This window comes from Psychrobacter sp. bablab_jr014 (genome assembly GCF_016464015.1).
GTDB lineage: Bacteria > Pseudomonadota > Gammaproteobacteria > Pseudomonadales > Moraxellaceae > Psychrobacter.
The window spans coordinates 67,360-84,905 of record NZ_JACDXT010000001.1 but is presented as its reverse complement, the minus strand read 5'-3'; the positions used below and the strand labels follow the sequence as shown (position 1 = coordinate 84,905).

Below are 17,546 nucleotides of genomic sequence, written 5' to 3'. Positions count from 1 at the left end.
AGTCGTAAATGATTTTGTGTATAAAAAAGCCCCCAAACATTGTGGTTTGGAGGCTTTTTTATACTGGGTGTTATGGTTCGTTTTTTATTGCCTTACGCTTAGGTTGTTGCGCTCGGTTCGGTGGCATCATCTATAGGATTAATGGGTCCTTGCATCAGCTCTGGCTCGTCTTCATCGCCTAAGATGTCTTCGCCGCGTCCGCTGCCAATGAGGTCGCGGTAGTTGACTTGGGTCTTTAATATTAGCTGCTCTTCTTCGACTTCGCCATAGTTGACTTGTACTTTGTGCAGCGCGCTCATGATTTTTTTGTTGTTTTTTAGCCAGCGATGGATGTCTAAATAAATGATATCGTCTTTAGCACGGGCAATATTAATATAGGTCAAAATCACGCCCAGCGGGTCTTTTTTTAGTACCTTATGATAAAACCAAACCGCAAGCTTAATACCTTGACGCTTCACAAAAGACTCACAGCGCAGATTGAGCACGTCAGTGTAGGTCAGTTGCCCAAAGACAAAACGCTGGACGTTACGATCCAGTTGGGCATGGACGAGGCTGAAGTTGCTCGCCACTTCGACATAGATACCCGCGACATTGATGGTACAAAACAGGCGAAACCATTCATCATGCAGCTCAACACGCAGCTCTAAAATAGAGGCGACATTGTCAGTGACGAATTTTTGCAAGGCGTCATTGACATATTTTTGCGCGACTGGCAGACGCATTTCGTCTTCGAATTTATCAGTCGTCTTGCTGTATAGCTTTCTGACATTTTGAGCGACATTTTTCCAGATATCGGCAAACGATTCATTCAAACGATCGCCAAGATGTTCCGCAAAGTCATCAGTAGTATCAAAGTCACTCAAGTGATTCATCCTTATGCTAAATAATATACAGTAAGCAGCATCAACAATCGTGCCTATCGCCCATAGCTGTTTATGTAGGGGTGCGCTGTTGCTCTGACAAGGCAGCTGCCATATGCGTTGTTATTTTATGGGGCAGTTATAGCTGTGATTGTGTCGTCAATCAGTATATAACAAAGTACCAGCGTAACAAACCATCGACCTCTTGGGTAGCGAATATCCGAAACCATACAAACCACCCTACCAAATATACACGAACACTAAGCATAATAAGCAGTTGATACGCTCAATAGTGCCATTGGTCATGCCCATGGTGATACTATTAGCGCACATGTTATGATACGCACCAAGAAAAAGCAGACGAGCGGCAGCAGAGTACTGCTCTGTGTTACTAAGACGACGCTAAGAAAGATGACAATAACCCATCATGCGCACAGCGTATGATGCTGATAAGAACACAAAAGACAGAAAAGGGCGGCTATGGAATTTTTAGGATACAGCATTGATATTGGCACGTTGGCGGATAACGCATTGGTCTTATTGACCAAAGTTGTGCTGGCAATCATCATTTTTGTGGTCGGGCAGTGGCTCGCCAAAAAGGTCATTAAAGTCGTAGATCGTTTGATGACCCGCAGTCGTTTGGACGCAACCGTTGCCAGCTTTTTAGGCCGTATTTTATATGGTTTGCTGATGGTGGTTGTGGTGCTTGCCGCGTTAAATAACGTCGGTGTACAGACCACGTCTGTCGTTGCTATCTTAGGTGGTGCAGCGGTTGCGATTGGTCTGTCATTAAAAGACCAATTATCTAACTTTGCCGCAGGCATTATGATTGTGGTATTCCGTCCGTTTGTGCGTGGTGACTATGTGCAGATTCAGGGCTACACGGGTACAGTGACTGAGATTACCTTAGTCAATACGCACATCACGACCGTGAACAATCACGCTATTGTTATCCCAAATGGCGACATTACCACTTCAGCGACCACCAACTATACCATGCTGCCCAATCGCCGTGTGGACATCACTATCGGCATTGGCTATGATGCGGATATTAAAACGGCCAAGCAGTTAATGTTAAAGCTGGCAGATGAAAATCCTGTTGCCTTTAAAGACCCTGCACCGATTGTGCGTGTGACCAATTTGGGTGACAACTCAGTCGACTTGACCTTAAACGTCTGGACAACCAACGACGACTGGTGGTCGATGCAGTGTGCGCTGTTAGAAGAATTCAAATACGCACTTGATAGCGAACACATTGAGATTCCATTCCCGCAGCGCAGCTTGCATGTTAAAGGGCTAGACACGTTAGTTAGCAGTATGAGTGCTGCAAACAAGCTGCCGTCACCAACGCCTGATGACAATGCGCCAAACCTTGCCAAGGGTAACGATGCTGCTGTCAATGCCGCTTCTGCCAGTGAAGCCAATCAAGATAAGTAAATGCATTTATTAAAATAAAATTTAAAATAGTTATATAAAAAAGGACGCGCTAAATATATGAGCGCGTCCTTTTTTATGCTTACTCTTCGTCAGCAAGATACGGATTGGGCAAGCCATGTTGCGCCAAAATCGCAATCTCAAAGCCTTCCATTTCGGCTTGCTCAGCCGCGCCCAATTCATGGTCAAAGCCAAACAGATGCAATAGACCATGCACAAACAAATGACTGATGTGCTGCTCAAGGGTTTTGTGCTGCTCTTTGGCTTGCTGGACAACCACCTCATGACAGACAATCAGTTCACCCAGTGGTATCTCAGGCATCATGGGCAAGACATCGGCGGGCAAGTCGCTTGGGTAAGATAAAATATTGGTTGCGTAATCTTTGCCGCGTGCCTCAAGGTTAATGGCGCGTCCCTCGGTCGGGCTCGTAACATACATATCGACCGTTTTGTCCCTATCCTGCCATGTGTCTGCGTCTATCTGTGCAAAATAAGGCAGTACCAAACCTTGCTGCATCTGCGCGCTGATATAGCCTAATGTGCTATCAAATAACGATTGCAAGCGCTCGGGCGCGTAATGGTTGGCAAGTGCCTCGTCCATACCCTCAGCAAAGCTGATATAGACGCCTGAATCTGCACTATCTTCTGTGTACTCTTGGGCATTGTCGTTCATATCGTGTCCTTATGATTGCGTGTATTGCCATAAAAAAGACCAGATAGCGTATCTGGTCTTTTTTTTGCGGCTTAACATAAAAGCTGATTTATTCAGCGTCGCTTTTAACGCGGGCGGCTTCTTGTTCTCGTAGGCGCTCTTGCTTGCGGCGCTCTTTAAGGATTTCTTGCTCTTCATCAAACACGTCGTACGCTTCGACGATTTTTTGTACCAGCTGGTGACGTACCACGTCTTTTGAGCCAAACTTGGTGATGTGAATCTCTTCAATACCACTCAAAATGTCTAAAGCTTGCGCGAGACCTGATTTGTGTCCGCGAGGCAAATCGACCTGTGTGATGTCGCCTGTGATGACCGCACGTGAGCCAAAGCCCAAACGGGTTAGGAACATTTTCATTTGTTCAGGCGTGGTGTTTTGCGCTTCATCCAAAATCACAAACGAGTTGTTAAGTGTGCGTCCGCGCATATAGGCTAGGGGTGCAACTTCGATGATTTGGCGCTCAATCATTTTGCCGACCTTTTCAAAGCCGAGCATTTCATACAGCGCATCATAAAGAGGGCGCAGATACGGGTCGATTTTCTGGGTCAAGTCACCAGGCAAGAAGCCCAACTTTTCACCCGCTTCGACCGCAGGACGTACCAGCAAGATACGTTCAATCTCATTGCGCTCCATCATATCGACCGCGCACGCCACGGCAAGGTAAGTCTTACCTGTACCTGCAGGGCCAATACCGAATGAAACATCTGAGGTTAAGACATTTTTGACATAGCGCTGCTGATTGCCGCCTCGCGGAATGATACGACCTTTGCGCGTACGCAAGCTAATCGGTGTAAAGTCATTGGGCGCGTCGTCATCATGCTCGCTGTCGTCAGTCTCGTCTTCTTCGTCCTCATCACGCGCGATGCTCGACTGGATGATGAGGTGCAGTTCTTCAGGGCTGATGTCTTTGGTTTTCTGGTTTTGGGCTTCGTCAGCCATTTTGTATAAGACGCGCTCGGCGTGCTCGACAGCGGTGATGTCCCCTGTCAACAAAAAGTCGCCTTGGCGCTGATTTATTTTAATGTCTAAACGGTCTTGTAAGTATTTGATGTGGTTATTATATTCACCGAGCACGGTCTTGAGCTGTGCTGGCGTGAGTGATTCAAACGTTACATGGCGGCTCATAGTGTCAGTCAAGCGAATATCCTTGTATTGGTTGCCCATATGCAGCGCATATTGGACGATATATAAAAAACATATCAGCAATACGTATTGTTAATACGGTAGCACAGGCTGCAAGTTGCTTAATGATGCAGCGGGTGTACGTCTTTCATTATGGTTGATAGTTTTTAAAATTCAAGTAATAAGCGCGCATTCACGTCCGCGTTTTTGTATGCCGATTGCAATCGCTGTCCGTGCGGGTAGGCGCGGCGCAGGTCGGTTGTATCAGTAAGCTGAGCAATTTATAGTAAAGCCAAAATAAAAATGATATAGCGTTAAAAACACACTCGATTAAAGGCTATTTTCCTTCGATTAAAGGCTATTTTCCTTGCTTGCTGTGACTTCGTCTTTTGATGCTGCAAAAAATAGCCTTTAATCTCGCCGTACCATTTTTAACTTGATTTGACTATATTTACCCAACGCGGGTCTATATAAAATAACAGACGTCCGCACAGATTTTTGGGCGATTTGTGATACTCTATTTGCTGCAAAAACAACACGCGGACGCTATTGCCGCTTAATAATAATATCATTGCGTTGGTACCGAGTATGCGCGTTTATCGCCGCTTTAGAGTATCAACCATCGGCATCGTGAGGTGAGAGATGGAGAGTGTCAACAACAAAACAGCCGCCCAAGACCATGACCAGACGGCGATACCGCAAGTGCTGATTGTTGGTGGTGGGCATGTGGGGCTGTCGTTTGCACTGCTGCTCGCGCATAATGGTATAACCAGCACCTTGCTGGAAAAAGCACGCTATCCTGATATCAGCCCCGATGCTGACCCCAAGCGCAGTCATTATTTGGACAGCCGCAATACTGCCTTGTCCCGCCGCACGGTGCAGATTTATCAAGAAATCGGGCTGTGGTCAGCGCTACAAAGCCATGCCTGCCGCATCGACTCGGTACAGATTAGCGAGCAGGGGAGCTTTGGCGCGGCGAGTTTAAATAAAGACGAAGAGCAGGTCGAATCGTTCGGTCAAGTGATGGAAAACGCATGGCTCGGGCGTGAGCTGCTGCTCGCTGCGAAAGCCTCGCCACTCATTACCTTAATTGATGGCGCGTCAGTACAAGAGGTCAGCGAGACAGACGACCAGCAGGTCAGTGTCGGCTATACCTTAACTGATAACGGCGCTGACGATGCCGCCATGCATACCGCAACAGCGCGATTGCTCGTGGCTTGCGATGGGCGCGACTCCAGCGTGCGTCCACTGCTCGGTATCAGCACCGTCACTTATGATTATCAACAAACCGCCATCGTTGGTGTGGTCGAGACGGACAAAGGGCATGAGCATGCAGCGATTGAGCGCTTTAGCCCCGCAGGACCTTTGGCAGTATTGCCCCTGACGGACGCTGATGGCAATGGCAATGATGCGCAGCAACAAGGACACCGCCGCTCGGTGGTGTGGATTTGCCCCAAAGGCGAAGAAGAACAATATCTGAATGACGACGCGCACTTTTTGCAAACCTTGCAGGAGGCCTTTGGACAGCGGGCAGGCACGTTTATCGCTGCAGGTCGTCGCGGCGCGTATCCTTTGACCCGCGTGCTGGCACAGCGTCAGGTTCAAGGGCGCTGCGTGATTATGGGCAATGCCGCGCACACCTTGCACCCTGTGGCAGGACAAGGCTTTAACCTATGTATGCGTGACGCGCACGTATTGGCAAAAATGCTCAAGCATCAGGCGACACACGGCGGCGATATCGGCAATGCCAACCTATTAAAGCGCTATGAGACGGCGCGCCAGCGTGACCAAAAGCGCGTGATTCGGTTTTGTGATGCGGTGGTACATGGCTTTACCCATCCCAATCCGCTGGTAAAATTTGTGCGTAATGGCGCGCTGATTGCCTTTGATAAGTTACCAAATATCAAGCCCTTAGTCGCCAATTATGCGATGGGTTTGAAGGCTTAAATGACAACAATAAAGAATAAAGGAACGGTTATGAAGCACGACCATACCCTCATTATCGGCGGCGGTATCGTGGGCGCAAGCCTTGCATTAACACTTGCGCAAGCGAAATGCCCTGTTACCTTGATTGACGCACGTTCCTTACGCACGGATGCCGACTGGCAGCGTGCCTTGGACAAGCGCGATGCGCGCGTATATGCGCTGAGCCTTGCCAGTATTGAGCTGTTTAAACAGATTGGCGTTTGGCAGCAAATTATCGCTTCCGAGCGCAAAGCCGACTATACCCAAATGCACGTCTGGCAGCGGGATGGCATGGGCGAATTGCTGTTCCAAGATGACATCGCGCCACAACCCTTGCTCGGCAGCATGGTCGAGCCTGCGGTCATCGAACACGCCTTATGGCAGCGCTTGCAAGATGAGGATGTGCGTGACTATGTGACTTTGCAATATGGGCAAAAGGTGCAGCAGCTTGAGCATGTGGGCGAGGAGACAGGCTACCGCGTGCAGCTGGCTGACGGTACAGAAATAGTGGGGAAGTTGCTTATCGGTGCAGATGGACGCGGCTCGATGGTGCGCCAGCAGGCGGGTATTGCTCTTGATACTTTGGACTATAAACAGACTGCCATTTGCTGCGCGATTCAGACCGAAAAACCGCATCAGCAAACCGCCCGCCAAGCCATGCTGCCTACAGGCACACTGGCGCTATTGCCGCTTGCCGACATCACAGACGCGGACAAAGCCCACCCGCAGCATTGGCAATCTATCGTCTGGACGTTGCCCAAACACCGTGCCCAAGAATTGCTAAACGAGACACCACGCCAGCTGGCAGACGCACTTGCGGCGGCGTGCGGCTATGAGCTGGGCAAGATTGAGGCGATTGAGTCCATCGCCAGCTTTGACTTAAACGCTCAGCAGGCCAAGTCTTATGTCAAACACAACCTTGCCTTAATCGGTGATGCCGCGCACGGTGTCCACCCGTTGGCAGGACAAGGCTTAAACTTAGGCATGCTTGATGTTAAAGCCCTAAGCGAGCAATTATTATCCGATTATGAGCGTAGCGGCTATTGCACATGGGGTGCGTACAGCAGTCTGCGTGCGTATGAGCGCCGCCGCCGTCCGCACAACAGCCTGATGATGCACAGCTTTTCGGCACTCAACTGGCTGTTTGCAGGTAGCCTTGCGTCCTCAAAACCTGTGCAGCAGCTGCGCCATATCGGCATGTACCGCGTCAGTAAAATCAAACCGCTGATGCGCTTATTTGCCAAGCAGGCGAGCGGCTTGTAAATCTTACAGCCATAACTTTTTATCAGTAAAGAGCACACCCGTATGCGTATCCCCAAGTATTGGGCAGAGTACAAACAGCGATTTCAAGCCGTGCGTGAAGGCGGTGATAACAAGCGGCAAGTCACCATCAAGCGCTATGGCTGGTCGGATGACAGTCAGGCAGCGGCGCAGGCGCATGCCAAAACGCGGGTCAGTGACGCGTACCAGTGCTGGCAGGCGGGAACGGACATTTTGCGCCGTGAGCGTGATGAAGAGTACAACGCACAAAACGGTATTCCTATCCGTGAGCCGATACTCTTTGAGCAAACGTGGCAACATACAACAGGCGACCGCCTGAGCAAAAACCATGATAGCGACACACGACTGATGGTCACCCGCAACCGCTATGGCGCTCAGGTCGCCAATGTGAATAATATTGCCATTATTGATGTAGATAATGCCGACTTGTTAAGTCAGCGTTATCCCAATATTTATGATACCAAGCGCGCTACGGGCATTATGGAAAGCGCTGGTGCAGCGGACAGCCCGTCAGCGATTAAAAAACAAATGTGGTTTATGGTCGTGGTGGCGATTGCGCTGGCGAGCATCATTGCCGCTCAGTCGCTGTCATGGCTGTGGCTGCTTGGCTATTTATTTCTCGCTGTGGCGATACTGTGGCGACAAGCCAGCAAGGAAGAGGCTGAGCAGCAGCAGCGTCAGCAAGCGCATTTGGACTCGCTCCAGCCCTATATGACTGAGCGGCTACAGCAGTATGTCAAAGAGCAGTCTACCGCATGCTTGCGACTGTACCAAACGCCCGCAGGCTTTCGCATTATTGTCATGCACGATACTTTTTTACCGAGCGATAATGCGGTAACGGCATTGTTCCAACACCTGCATGCCGACAGCAACTATGTGCATCTGTGCCAAGCGCAGCACTGTTTTCGCGCCCGCCTGACTGCTAAGCCTTGGCGTATGGCAGAAGTCACGCAAACAGGCGAGCTGGATAAAACGCCGCCAGCCAGTCCCCAATGGCTTTCTCATGATGCGGACAATAATAGCGACATGGACGACCATGCGGACAATAGGCAGGCACGCGCACAATGGCTCAGCACGTATGACACTTTTGCGATCCGTTACCGCGCTTGTCGTTATATAGACACTATCTGTGGTCAAGACGCTAATTCTGATACGCCTGAGGCGATTGCACAGTTTATCGACTGGCATGATGAGACGTGTCGGGTGATGACAGACTTGCCACTGGCGTGATATTGACAATAAGCGCGATATGTTTGCATTTTCAAAAACAAACTGATATTCATGCACGGTATCGCACCTGAACGCATTCGCATGTATAACTGTGCAGACAGGTACTTGGTGACAGACAATGCCTTTACAGATGCGCATTCCAAAGCATTGGGTATCAATACTATCGAGGAAAAGCAGCGGCGTGTCATACTCATAGCAGGCGATGACGTACATGACTTGCAAAACTTTAAGTATAAATCTGCTGAGCAGTTATACGGCGAGTGTGCCCGCCAATGCGATGTGTTCGAATAGCGCCCGCACCAGTAAAGAAAGCGGAGCTCCGTTACTTGTTATCGTCACTCAGCCAAACGCCGCAAACACCACCATCAGCACAGGCGAGACAATATTAATAATAAAGCCAAAGCTGATGGCAAGGGGCACGACCGTCAAGCCGCCTGATTGCTGAATGACAGGCAAGGTAAAGTCCAAGCTGGTCGCACCGCCCAGACCCACCGCCGCTGAGGGGTACTGGCGCATCACCATCGGAATAAATAGCAGGGCGAAAAACTCACGGATTAAGTCGTTAAACAGCGCCACGCTGCCCCAGACGGCGCCATAGGCATCGGTCATCACAATCGCCGAGAGTGAATACCAGCCAAACCCTGAGGCGAGCGCCAGTCCTTGTGTCCACGACACCTCACGAAAGAGCATAGCAAAGCCCAGCCCGCCCACGAGTACCGCCAGCGTAAAAATCACGCTGATTTCTACGCCGCGCCGATTGAGCATCACTTCTTTTAGGGTAATGCCTGAGCCTTTGAGTCCAATACCTACGAGCAAAATCAGCAGCATTAACAGCACGGTCATGGCATTCTCTGGCGGCAGATAAGCGGTCGGCAAAAAATGCCCAATCACAAAGCCAATCACCACGCACACCACCTGTATTAGGCTGCCACGGATACTGATGCGGTGCTGACTGCCTTTTTCGGCATTGTTTTTACTGCGCCACGGCTTAAAGCGGTCAAACCATAAGAGCGCCACCAGTCCTGTACCCACTGTCAAAATTGACAGCACCGCCACGTATAGGGCAATGTCGCCAAGCTGACTGCTCAGCCCATGCACCTGTGACAACTCAATACCAATCAAGGTCAAAATGACAAACACCAAATACGACAGCGCTTTGTCTGCTGTTTGCGCCATACGCGGGGTGACAGGAATCGCAAAGCCAATGAATAAGGGCATTAGGACAAGGAGAAGGGTAATAAAGCTTTGCATGGGTCGGCTCGTTGGTGGCGCAAACCCATGATTCTAGCACAGTAGGCTTGGTATGCCGCGATAATGTAGGCAACATTTGTGCCCAATCAGTCACAACCACTGCGCTAAGCGTGATTTATTATTGTTAAAGCATTTTTTAACACGCAGGACACAGCGCGTAACTTGCGGGCATGGCTGCTATTTGTCGCAGCGGTTGATAAGACAAGCTGCTGTCCACATTTGGTGCGATAGGTGCAATGACACTGACCGCTGCCTTATCATGGGTCATTGGAAAATCTGAACGCATGTGTCCGCCGCGGCTTTCACAGCGTAGCCGTGCTGATTGCAGCATCAGCGCCGCTAAAGACAGCTGCCGCTGGATACGCTGGTAAGCAATCTGTTCAGATATGCTTGGGTTGGAGGTGTTGTCTATCCCTTGCTGGACGTCATTTTGCCAAGAATGCACTTGCTGCAAGGCTTCGCGTAAGCCTGCTTCTGTACGCGTGATGCCCATGTTGCTGCTCATCAGGGGTTTAAGCGCACCTGCTACATCAGCGACTGCTTTGGGCAAGTGGCTGTCTGTAAAGCGAGTATTTGTGTTTTGATGGTCGCTGCTTTGCTTAGCCTTGTTCTTCTTAGCCTTGCTTTTCTTAACAACAGTATCGGGTAGGGCCATGGGCAAAACATTATCCACGCTTGGTGCTTGCCAGAGCGTTTGATTAGCCAGATATTGCGGCAAATGCGCGGCGATATTGCGACCGACGACCACGCATTCGAGCAAGGAGTTACTCGCCAAACGGTTTGCGCCATGCAGCCCCGTATAAGCGACTTCCCCAGCGGCATACAGCCCTTGCACATCGGTCATGCCATCAGCGTCCGCGACCACACCGCCACAGCTATAATGCGCAGTCGGCGCGACAGGAATGGGGGCGCGCGTCATGTCGATGCTGTGCGTGAGTAGCGTCTGATAAATCTGCGGGAAATGCGCGGTAATAAATTCGGCGGGCAAGTGGCTGATGTTTAAATGCACGTAGCCTAAGCCATTGTTTTGAATTTCGGTCGCGATGGCGCGGGCGACGATATCACGCGGCGCCAGCTCAGCGCGGGCATCATAGTCGAGCATAAAACGCTTGCCTGTCTTTGGGCAGTATAAATGCGCGCCTTCCCCGCGTAAGGCTTCGGAGATTAAAAAACTACTACCCGCCAGTGCAAGCCCTGTGGGGTGAAACTGCACAAACTCCAAGTTTGCCAAGCGGCAACCTGCCTGCCATGCCATCATCACGCCATCACCGACACACACATCAGGGGCGCTGGCACGCGCAAACATCTGCCCCAAACCGCCGCTGGCAAGTATCACCGCCGCGCTGTGTATGGTGATAACCGTATCACTGTCGCTGGCGTAGATGTGCGCCCCACAGCAGCGTGTGCCCGCTGGCGTGTCTGTGGTGAGTAAAGACAAGGCTTCGTGATAGGGTAATAAGGTAATATTATCCGCCGCTTGCGCCTTGGCAATCAAGGTCTGCATGACGTAGCGCCCAGTCGCGTCCTCAGCATGTGCCACACGGCGGCAGCCATGCCCGCCTTCTTTGGTTAAGTGTAGCGCGTTGCTGCCTGTCTCATCGGTGCTCATAGGCTCTTGGGTAAAGGGCACGCCTTGCGCGCACAGCCATTCAATCGCCGTTTGCCCCGCGCTTAAGATGCGCTGCGTGTTGTCTGCATCGCACAATGCCGCGCCCGCAATCAGCGTATCCGTCACATGCGCATGTACGCTGTCATTTTTATCCAGACTTGCCGCGATGCCGCCTTGCGCGTAGTGGCTGGAACATGCCTCCAGCGCCGATTTGCTCAGCACGGTGATGTTGAGGTGCTCAGGCAATGACAATGCTGCGCTCAGTCCAGCCAAACCAGCACCGATAATCAACACATCCGTATGTTGCATGGCGTCCACAGATATCGCAGGTACGGTAGTGTTGGCCTCTATCGTGTTGGTTGGCTTGGACATGTTAGGCTGCTCCGACATGGGTAAATAGCGCGCGGTCTTGGACGATATCGCCGCTTGCCGTTACGTTCTTTTGCTTGGTTTGGGCAAAGTCCAGCATGCGCTGTAATGGTTTTTTGGCGGCTTCGGCAAGCTCAGGCGTTAAGACAATTTCGCCGCTTTTATTTAACAAACACTGCTCAATCGCTTGTAAGCCATTCATTGCCATCCACGGACAAAACGCGCAGCTCTTACAGCTGGCGCTTTCGCCTGCAGTCGGCGCGGCTAGGAACTGCTTGTGCGGTGAGCGTTTTTTCATCTCGTGCAAGATGCCAAGGTCGGTGGCTACAATAAAGGTATCGACGTCCATCTCATAGGTGGCTTTTAATAGCTTGCTGGTTGAGCCGACCACATCGGCAAGCGCTACCACACTGTCAGGCGACTCAGGGTGTACCAAGACTTTGGCATTAGGGTGCTCGGCTTTTAATTGCTCAAGCTCAGTCGCCTTAAACTCATTGTGTACCAGACACGAGCCTTGCCACAGCAGCATGTCCGCGCCCGTTTCTTTGGCGATGTAGCTGCCCAAATGACGGTCAGGTCCCCAAATGATGCGTTTGCCTTGCTCGTGCAGGTGGGTCACGATGTCCAGCCCAACCGAAGAGGTCACGACCCAATCGGCGCGTGCTTTGACCGCCGCGCTGGTGTTGGCGTAGACCACCACGGTGCGCTCAGGGTGTGCGTCGCAAAAGGCGGCAAACTCATCAGCAGGGCAGCCCAAATCGAGTGAACACTCTGCTTCCAAATCAGGCATCAGCACGGTTTTTTCCATGCTTAAAATCTTTGCCGACTCACCCATAAAGCGTACGCCCGCGACGATCAGGGTTTGTGCGCTGTGCGCTTGACCAAATCGTGCCATTTCTAGCGAATCACCCACACAGCCGCCTGTGGCGAGCGCCAACTCTTGGATAAAGGGGTCAACGTAATAATGGGCGACCAGCACTGCATTGTGCTCTTTGAGCAAGCGTTTGATGTTCGCCTCAACAATTAGACGCTCCGAGCGTGGCAGCTCAGCAGGGATTTTTGCCTTGGCATATTCGATATCGAGCGCATGTACGCGCTTGTTGTTGTCGCTTAGCTTGGGCGCATCATAAGGAAAGTCGGTCATAGCAGCCTCGTTGTCTGTCGTTGTGCTTATAATTATGCTCTTTTTGAGTATAAATACAAGGGGTTTTTATATCCAAATATAAATTAATGACCGACGCGCGCTGTAAAATCGCTACATCTGATGATGACAAGGGCAGCATCTGTAACGGCATTCACGCTATACTTGTGAGCATTATAAAAAGTAAGCACGGCCGGCAGACGCATCTGCCTTAGCTGCCGTGCCCGTAATAAATACAAATACTCCAAACCCATTTGATTTTAAGGTAACTTTGATTGCTTATGACATTGTCCTATTCTCATGCCCACAAAGAAGGCAGCGGCACGACCGAAGTGGTCGCCGTACTGATAGCCATTACTGAGCACAGCGCCCGCGTATTGACTGTAGACCAAGGCAAATTGTTGCCCAATGGCCCTTTGATGCCGCTGCATCGCTCCTTGCAGGCAGGGGTGCGCCAATGGGTTGAGGAGCAAACCCAGCAGCCGCTTGGTTATCTTGAGCAGCTGTATACCTTTGTGGATACCAACCGCCGCAATATTGAAGGGCACGCGCTGGTATATGTCAGTTATTTGGGTTTGGTACAAGAAAGCGAAACCGTGCACCAGCAAAGCCAAGCCTTATGGCGCGACTGGTACGACTATTTTCCATGGGAAAATCATCTGGACGGCGTGCCTGAAATGATTGGCGCGCTGATTGTGCCTGCCTTACTGGCATGGGCGAATGAGGCGGATGACGCTACGACCATGCAGCGCCGTCAGCAGCGGATCTGTTTGTGTTGGGGCGTGGGCGATACGCTCAGCGCCGACGCTATCGCTGATATCCATGCAGGACGCTATGAGGATTACGGCTGGGCGGCAGAGCATACGCTACTGCGTTACGAGATGCTGTACGAGGCGGGCTTGATACCCGAAGCGCCCAACTATCAGCCCAGCAAACTGCCTGCCGAGTGGTCACAGATTATAGGCACACCCATGTATTATGACCATCGGCGCGTAATTGCCACCGCCATCTCGCGTTTGCGGGCGAAGATTGAATATCAGCCGCTGATTTTTGGCTTGATGCCTGAGGTCTTTACCTTATCGCAGTTGCAACAAAGCGTTGAAGCCTTATCTGGTATGCGATTACACAAACAAAATTTTCGCCGTCTGTTAGACACCCAAAACCTCGTGAAGCCCACAGGAAAAAGCAGCAGCGCCCAGCGCGGACGCCCTGCCAAGCTGTACCGTTTTTGCCATGATATTGAATTGCAAAGTCTACTGATGGACAGCAAATTACCCAAACGTAAATAAACCTTGAGTAGGTATATCATGTAAAGGCTTGCCTAAGCGGTCATAGTACGTTATATTTATGCTCAATTTGAGTTTAAATAATGCTAACAATGACTTGTTATAAGTACAAAGTCAGTGGCGCTATTAAACATGCTTAATGACAGTCAAAAGGGGCAAGCGATGAGTCAGACCCAAGCAGCATTGGACGATGTGATATTAACGCCGTTTGTTGAGCAGGCGCTTATTGAAGATTTGGGGCGTCGTGGCGACATCACCTCGCAGGCGACTATTCCTGCCGATATGCAGGCAAAGCTACATATTCGCGCGCGTCAAGCAGGCGTGGTGTGCGGTTTGGACTTGGCGCGTTTGGCGTTTTTATTGGTCGATAAGGCGATTGATTTTCAGGCAGTGGTGAGCGACGGCATAAGCGTGGAGGCGGGCACCGTGCTGGCAACGGTCGAAGGCAATGCACGTCACCTGCTCACCGCCGAGCGTACTGCGCTGAACTTTATGACCCATTTGAGCGGTATTGCTACTGATACGCGCCGTATTGTCGATAGTGTCGCTGAGTATCCCGCCAACATCACCTGCACGCGCAAGACCATTCCAGGGCTGCGACTCTTACAAAAGTACGCCGTACGCTGCGGCGGCGGGCGCAATCATCGTATGGGTTTGGACGATGCGATTTTAATCAAAGACAATCACATTGCCATCGTGGGCGATATTGCTACCGCCATCACGCAGGCGCGCGCGCATGCAGGACACCTTGTGCCGATTGAGGTAGAAGTCGATACGCTCGAGCAATTAGCCGCCGCGCTGGATGCAGGAGCAACGTTGGTACTGCTTGACAACATGTCGCCTGAGACGCTGAAAAAAGCCATCACCATGTGCCAAGGTCGCGCCCAAACTGAAGCATCAGGCGGCATCACCCCTGAGACCGTGCAGGCAGTCGCAAAAACAGGCGTGGACTTTATTGCTATGGGTTATCTGACACACAGCAGCACCGCGCTGGATATTGGCCTTGATTTTGTGACGGCTTAAAGGGTCTGAACATACGCTACAATGGAGTGGCTACTTTTATTTATACCGTCGTATAGGAATATTTGTAGGTATACTAGGGCGTGTTGACCATTAGACCATGGCACTGACAGCGACTATTTTTTAGGCGATTCGAGGTTAAAAATAATAAGTTTAGTCATTCTAAGCGCTTATTTTTAACGATGAAGCGGCAAAAAAGAGTCCTGTCCCTGCGGGCTGATGCTAAAATTGCCCCATACTGTGTTACAAATCTCGCTAAGGCATCTGAATTATCGTCGCTTTGTGCCTTGTCTGGAACAATTTTAGCAATCAGCAGTGCCTATTTGCGAATGTTCAACACGCCCTATTTTAAGTCTATGATTTATTGATATTTTTGCAATAATTTTGGTATCTTAAATGATATGTCGCGTCTACCCATATCTGTGCTTAAGAAATCAAACATGGGGCGCTCTTGACCTTGGTAGGATGCTACGGCAGGCGGCACAAGACAGATAAGCGCGTTTATTATCCTGTACAGGCTGATATTATGAAGGATTTTACTCCCCTATCCGAGACCCACAAAGAACAACTACTGGTTAAACTGTGTAGTCGGTTTGACGATGCTATTTTTATTCTTGATGCCGATTTGCGCTATATGTGGGTGAATGCAGCGTATGAAGTGATGGTTGGCTACAGCGAGACCTTTTTGGTTGGTCGTCCTTTAGGGATTTATGCGCGTAAGTTTTTGGGTCAGCGAGAGCAGCGCATTTTAAAAGATATTGCTTATCGATTGGACGAGTACGGCTACTACCAAAACAACTTATCGCTGACCACCCGCTATGGTCAGACGCTCGATTGTCATATTACCTTTCGGCGTATTGAGCTGTCAGATGGCTATTATCATATTGGCATGGTCAAAGACACCTGTCCGAATACAGAGACGCTTGAGCGTGTTTCACATTTAAGCAACTATGACCAACTAACGCAGTTGCCCAACCGTAAAGTGTTTTTAAGCCAAACCAGCGATTTATTATTAGACAGCTACCGCGAAGTGGTGATTGTACGGATTAATATTGATCATTATCGCATGCTCGCCAACACTTTGGGACAAGAGCATGCTGATACGTTGGTACAGCAGTTTGCCAAGCGTGTGACCGATTTGCAATTAAAAAACATGCATATCTTTTCGCACTTTGGTAGCGATGATTTTGCCATGCTGTTTGAGTTTATTGACGCCAATTTAGTACGTAATGAGCTGGACAGCTTGATGCAGATGTGTGAGCGTCCGTTTGTCACCAATAAACACCCCATTTACCTCAAGATTTCTGTAGGCATCAGCTATGCGCCCGAAAACAGCAAGCAAATGCATGATTTGCTGCAATATGCCGAAAAAGCGATGCAATATGTCAAGCAACAAGGCGGCGATGATATTTATTGGTACAATCCGCAGCTCGATTTGGACAATGACCAGCGTTTACAGCTCGAAGCCGAGCTGCGCGGCGCGATTCAAGACGCGCAGTTTGTGCCTCATTACCAGCCTAAGATTGAATTGAGTACTGGAATGATTGTCGGCTTTGAGGCGTTGGTGCGCTGGCAGCATCCAACCCGAGGCCTTCTTAAACCCGTTCATTTTATTGAAGCCATTATTAAGCACAAGCTGTCATTTGACCTGTTTTTGCAGATGGCAGAACAGATTGCGCAGCAGCTAAACACATGGCTGGGTATGGGATTTTGTCAACATATTTGTATTAATGCTGAGGCCGCAGAGTTTAGTCAACCCAACTTTTATGAATTTATCAGTGGTCTTATTACACAATACCGTATTTATCCTGAGCAACTGCATATTGAGATGACCGAATCATCGCTAATGCTTCGGCACAGCAACGTCCAGTACCAGCTGATGAAAATAAAAAACTTGGGCGTCAAGCTGGCATTGGATGACTTTGGTACAGGATATGCCTCACTCAGCTATTTACAAGAGTATGACTTTGACTTTATAAAAATAGATAAAAGCTTTATATCAAAAATCATCTCTGACCCGACTCAAAGTGCGATTGTTAAAGCCATTTTGGACTTGGCCAAAGCATTAGAAATGGGTGTGGTTGCAGAAGGCATTGAAATGCGCGAACAGGCCGAGCTACTAAATAATATGGGCTGCCAATATGCGCAAGGCTATTGGTTTGGCAGGCCGATGTCTGCAGAGACAGCAACCCAACTTCTGATAGACCAACACGCCGCGGATGACGCGGCAAACTGACCGCGCTCCTCATTATTTTAAAGCCTTTATGT

At 50.0% G+C, this 17,546-nt stretch carries 14 protein-coding genes; 8 read left to right on the top strand and 6 right to left on the bottom strand.

Annotated features, from left to right (window positions below):
• Positions 1 to 98: 98 nt before the first annotated feature.
• Positions 99 to 872 carry a hypothetical protein gene (locus tag JIE71_RS00310; RefSeq protein ID WP_199506731.1) on the bottom strand — a complete coding sequence of 258 codons (774 nt, stop codon included), beginning with the start codon at positions 870 to 872 and terminating at the stop codon, positions 99 to 101.
• Positions 873 to 1,340: 468 nt separating this feature from the next.
• On the opposite strand from JIE71_RS00310, the gene JIE71_RS00305 reads away from it, so the two are divergent.
• Entirely contained in the window at positions 1,341 to 2,297 is a 957-nt protein-coding gene (locus JIE71_RS00305; protein ID WP_199506730.1) for a mechanosensitive ion channel family protein, read from the top strand.
• Positions 2,298 to 2,376: 79 nt separating this feature from the next.
• Here the strand turns inward: JIE71_RS00305 and ybeY are convergent, their stop codons facing one another.
• Positions 2,377 to 2,967: an rRNA maturation RNase YbeY gene (ybeY, locus tag JIE71_RS00300; RefSeq protein ID WP_228284474.1), complete on the bottom strand. Its 591-nt coding sequence runs from the start codon at positions 2,965 to 2,967 to the stop codon at positions 2,377 to 2,379.
• Positions 2,968 to 3,055: 88 nt separating this feature from the next.
• Positions 3,056 to 4,129, bottom strand: a complete 1,074-nt coding sequence (locus JIE71_RS00295) for a PhoH family protein (RefSeq protein WP_199506787.1) — start codon at positions 4,127 to 4,129, stop codon at positions 3,056 to 3,058.
• A gap of 639 nt (positions 4,130 to 4,768) precedes the next feature.
• On the opposite strand from JIE71_RS00295, the gene JIE71_RS00290 reads away from it, so the two are divergent.
• From JIE71_RS00290 to JIE71_RS00275, 4 genes are read left to right on the top strand one after another with little or no spacing between them, the layout of a single operon-like run.
• A complete protein-coding gene (locus JIE71_RS00290; RefSeq protein WP_199506729.1) occupies positions 4,769 to 6,073 on the top strand; it encodes an FAD-dependent monooxygenase in 1,305 nt (434 codons plus the stop codon).
• 30 nt (positions 6,074 to 6,103) lie between these two features.
• On the top strand, positions 6,104 to 7,354 hold the full coding sequence (locus tag JIE71_RS00285; RefSeq protein WP_199506728.1) for a UbiH/UbiF/VisC/COQ6 family ubiquinone biosynthesis hydroxylase: 1,251 nt from the start codon (positions 6,104 to 6,106) through the stop codon (positions 7,352 to 7,354).
• Positions 7,355 to 7,396: 42 nt separating this feature from the next.
• A complete protein-coding gene (locus JIE71_RS00280; RefSeq protein ID WP_199506727.1) occupies positions 7,397 to 8,602 on the top strand; it encodes a hypothetical protein in 1,206 nt (401 codons plus the stop codon).
• A gap of 51 nt (positions 8,603 to 8,653) precedes the next feature.
• On the top strand, positions 8,654 to 8,893 hold the full coding sequence (locus tag JIE71_RS00275) for a hypothetical protein (RefSeq protein ID WP_199506726.1): 240 nt from the start codon (positions 8,654 to 8,656) through the stop codon (positions 8,891 to 8,893).
• Between the two features lie 48 nt (positions 8,894 to 8,941).
• Here JIE71_RS00275 and JIE71_RS00270 read toward each other — a convergent pair whose 3' ends face one another.
• The 3 genes from JIE71_RS00270 to nadA form a co-directional block, all read right to left on the bottom strand.
• On the bottom strand, positions 8,942 to 9,853 hold the full coding sequence (locus JIE71_RS00270; RefSeq protein WP_199506725.1) for a lysine exporter LysO family protein: 912 nt from the start codon (positions 9,851 to 9,853) through the stop codon (positions 8,942 to 8,944).
• Positions 9,854 to 9,989: 136 nt separating this feature from the next.
• Complete coding sequence (gene nadB / locus JIE71_RS00265; protein ID WP_199506724.1) at positions 9,990 to 11,834, bottom strand: L-aspartate oxidase; 1,845 nt, start codon at positions 11,832 to 11,834, stop codon at positions 9,990 to 9,992.
• Position 11,835: 1 nt separating this feature from the next.
• On the bottom strand, positions 11,836 to 12,975 hold the full coding sequence (gene nadA, locus JIE71_RS00260; protein WP_199506723.1) for a quinolinate synthase NadA: 1,140 nt from the start codon (positions 12,973 to 12,975) through the stop codon (positions 11,836 to 11,838).
• A gap of 278 nt (positions 12,976 to 13,253) precedes the next feature.
• Between nadA and JIE71_RS00255 the strand changes: the two genes are divergently transcribed.
• From JIE71_RS00255 to JIE71_RS00245, 3 genes are all read left to right on the top strand, one after another.
• Positions 13,254 to 14,261 (top strand): NUDIX hydrolase, encoded by a 1,008-nt coding sequence (locus tag JIE71_RS00255; protein ID WP_199506722.1) that lies wholly within the window; start codon positions 13,254 to 13,256, stop codon positions 14,259 to 14,261.
• Between the two features lie 159 nt (positions 14,262 to 14,420).
• The gene (nadC, locus tag JIE71_RS00250; protein ID WP_199506721.1) at positions 14,421 to 15,281 is read left to right on the top strand and encodes a carboxylating nicotinate-nucleotide diphosphorylase; all 861 of its coding nucleotides are present in this window, start codon (positions 14,421 to 14,423) and stop codon (positions 15,279 to 15,281) included.
• Positions 15,282 to 15,804: 523 nt separating this feature from the next.
• Positions 15,805 to 17,514: a putative bifunctional diguanylate cyclase/phosphodiesterase gene (locus tag JIE71_RS00245; RefSeq protein WP_199506720.1), complete on the top strand. Its 1,710-nt coding sequence runs from the start codon at positions 15,805 to 15,807 to the stop codon at positions 17,512 to 17,514.
• Positions 17,515 to 17,546: the final 32 nt, after the last annotated feature.

Excerpts from the sequence above, each read along its gene's own strand:
- JIE71_RS00255 (WP_199506722.1), top strand. The coding sequence starts at position 13,254 with ATGACATTGTCCTATTCTCATGCCCACAAAGAAGGCAGCGGCACGACC.
- ybeY (WP_228284474.1), bottom strand. The coding sequence starts at position 2,967 with ATGAACGACAATGCCCAAGAGTACACAGAAGATAGTGCAGATTCAGGC.
- JIE71_RS00285 (WP_199506728.1), top strand. The coding sequence starts at position 6,104 with ATGAAGCACGACCATACCCTCATTATCGGCGGCGGTATCGTGGGCGCA.
- JIE71_RS00275 (WP_199506726.1), top strand. The coding sequence starts at position 8,654 with ATGCACGGTATCGCACCTGAACGCATTCGCATGTATAACTGTGCAGAC.
- JIE71_RS00270 (WP_199506725.1), bottom strand. The coding sequence starts at position 9,853 with ATGCAAAGCTTTATTACCCTTCTCCTTGTCCTAATGCCCTTATTCATT.
- JIE71_RS00305 (WP_199506730.1), top strand. The coding sequence starts at position 1,341 with ATGGAATTTTTAGGATACAGCATTGATATTGGCACGTTGGCGGATAAC.
- JIE71_RS00310 (WP_199506731.1), bottom strand. The coding sequence starts at position 872 with ATGAATCACTTGAGTGACTTTGATACTACTGATGACTTTGCGGAACAT.
- nadA (WP_199506723.1), bottom strand. The coding sequence starts at position 12,975 with ATGACCGACTTTCCTTATGATGCGCCCAAGCTAAGCGACAACAACAAG.
- nadB (WP_199506724.1), bottom strand. The coding sequence starts at position 11,834 with ATGTCCAAGCCAACCAACACGATAGAGGCCAACACTACCGTACCTGCG.
- JIE71_RS00245 (WP_199506720.1), top strand. The coding sequence starts at position 15,805 with ATGAAGGATTTTACTCCCCTATCCGAGACCCACAAAGAACAACTACTG.
- JIE71_RS00280 (WP_199506727.1), top strand. The coding sequence starts at position 7,397 with ATGCGTATCCCCAAGTATTGGGCAGAGTACAAACAGCGATTTCAAGCC.
- nadC (WP_199506721.1), top strand. The coding sequence starts at position 14,421 with ATGAGTCAGACCCAAGCAGCATTGGACGATGTGATATTAACGCCGTTT.
- JIE71_RS00290 (WP_199506729.1), top strand. The coding sequence starts at position 4,769 with ATGGAGAGTGTCAACAACAAAACAGCCGCCCAAGACCATGACCAGACG.
- JIE71_RS00295 (WP_199506787.1), bottom strand. The coding sequence starts at position 4,129 with ATGAGCCGCCATGTAACGTTTGAATCACTCACGCCAGCACAGCTCAAG.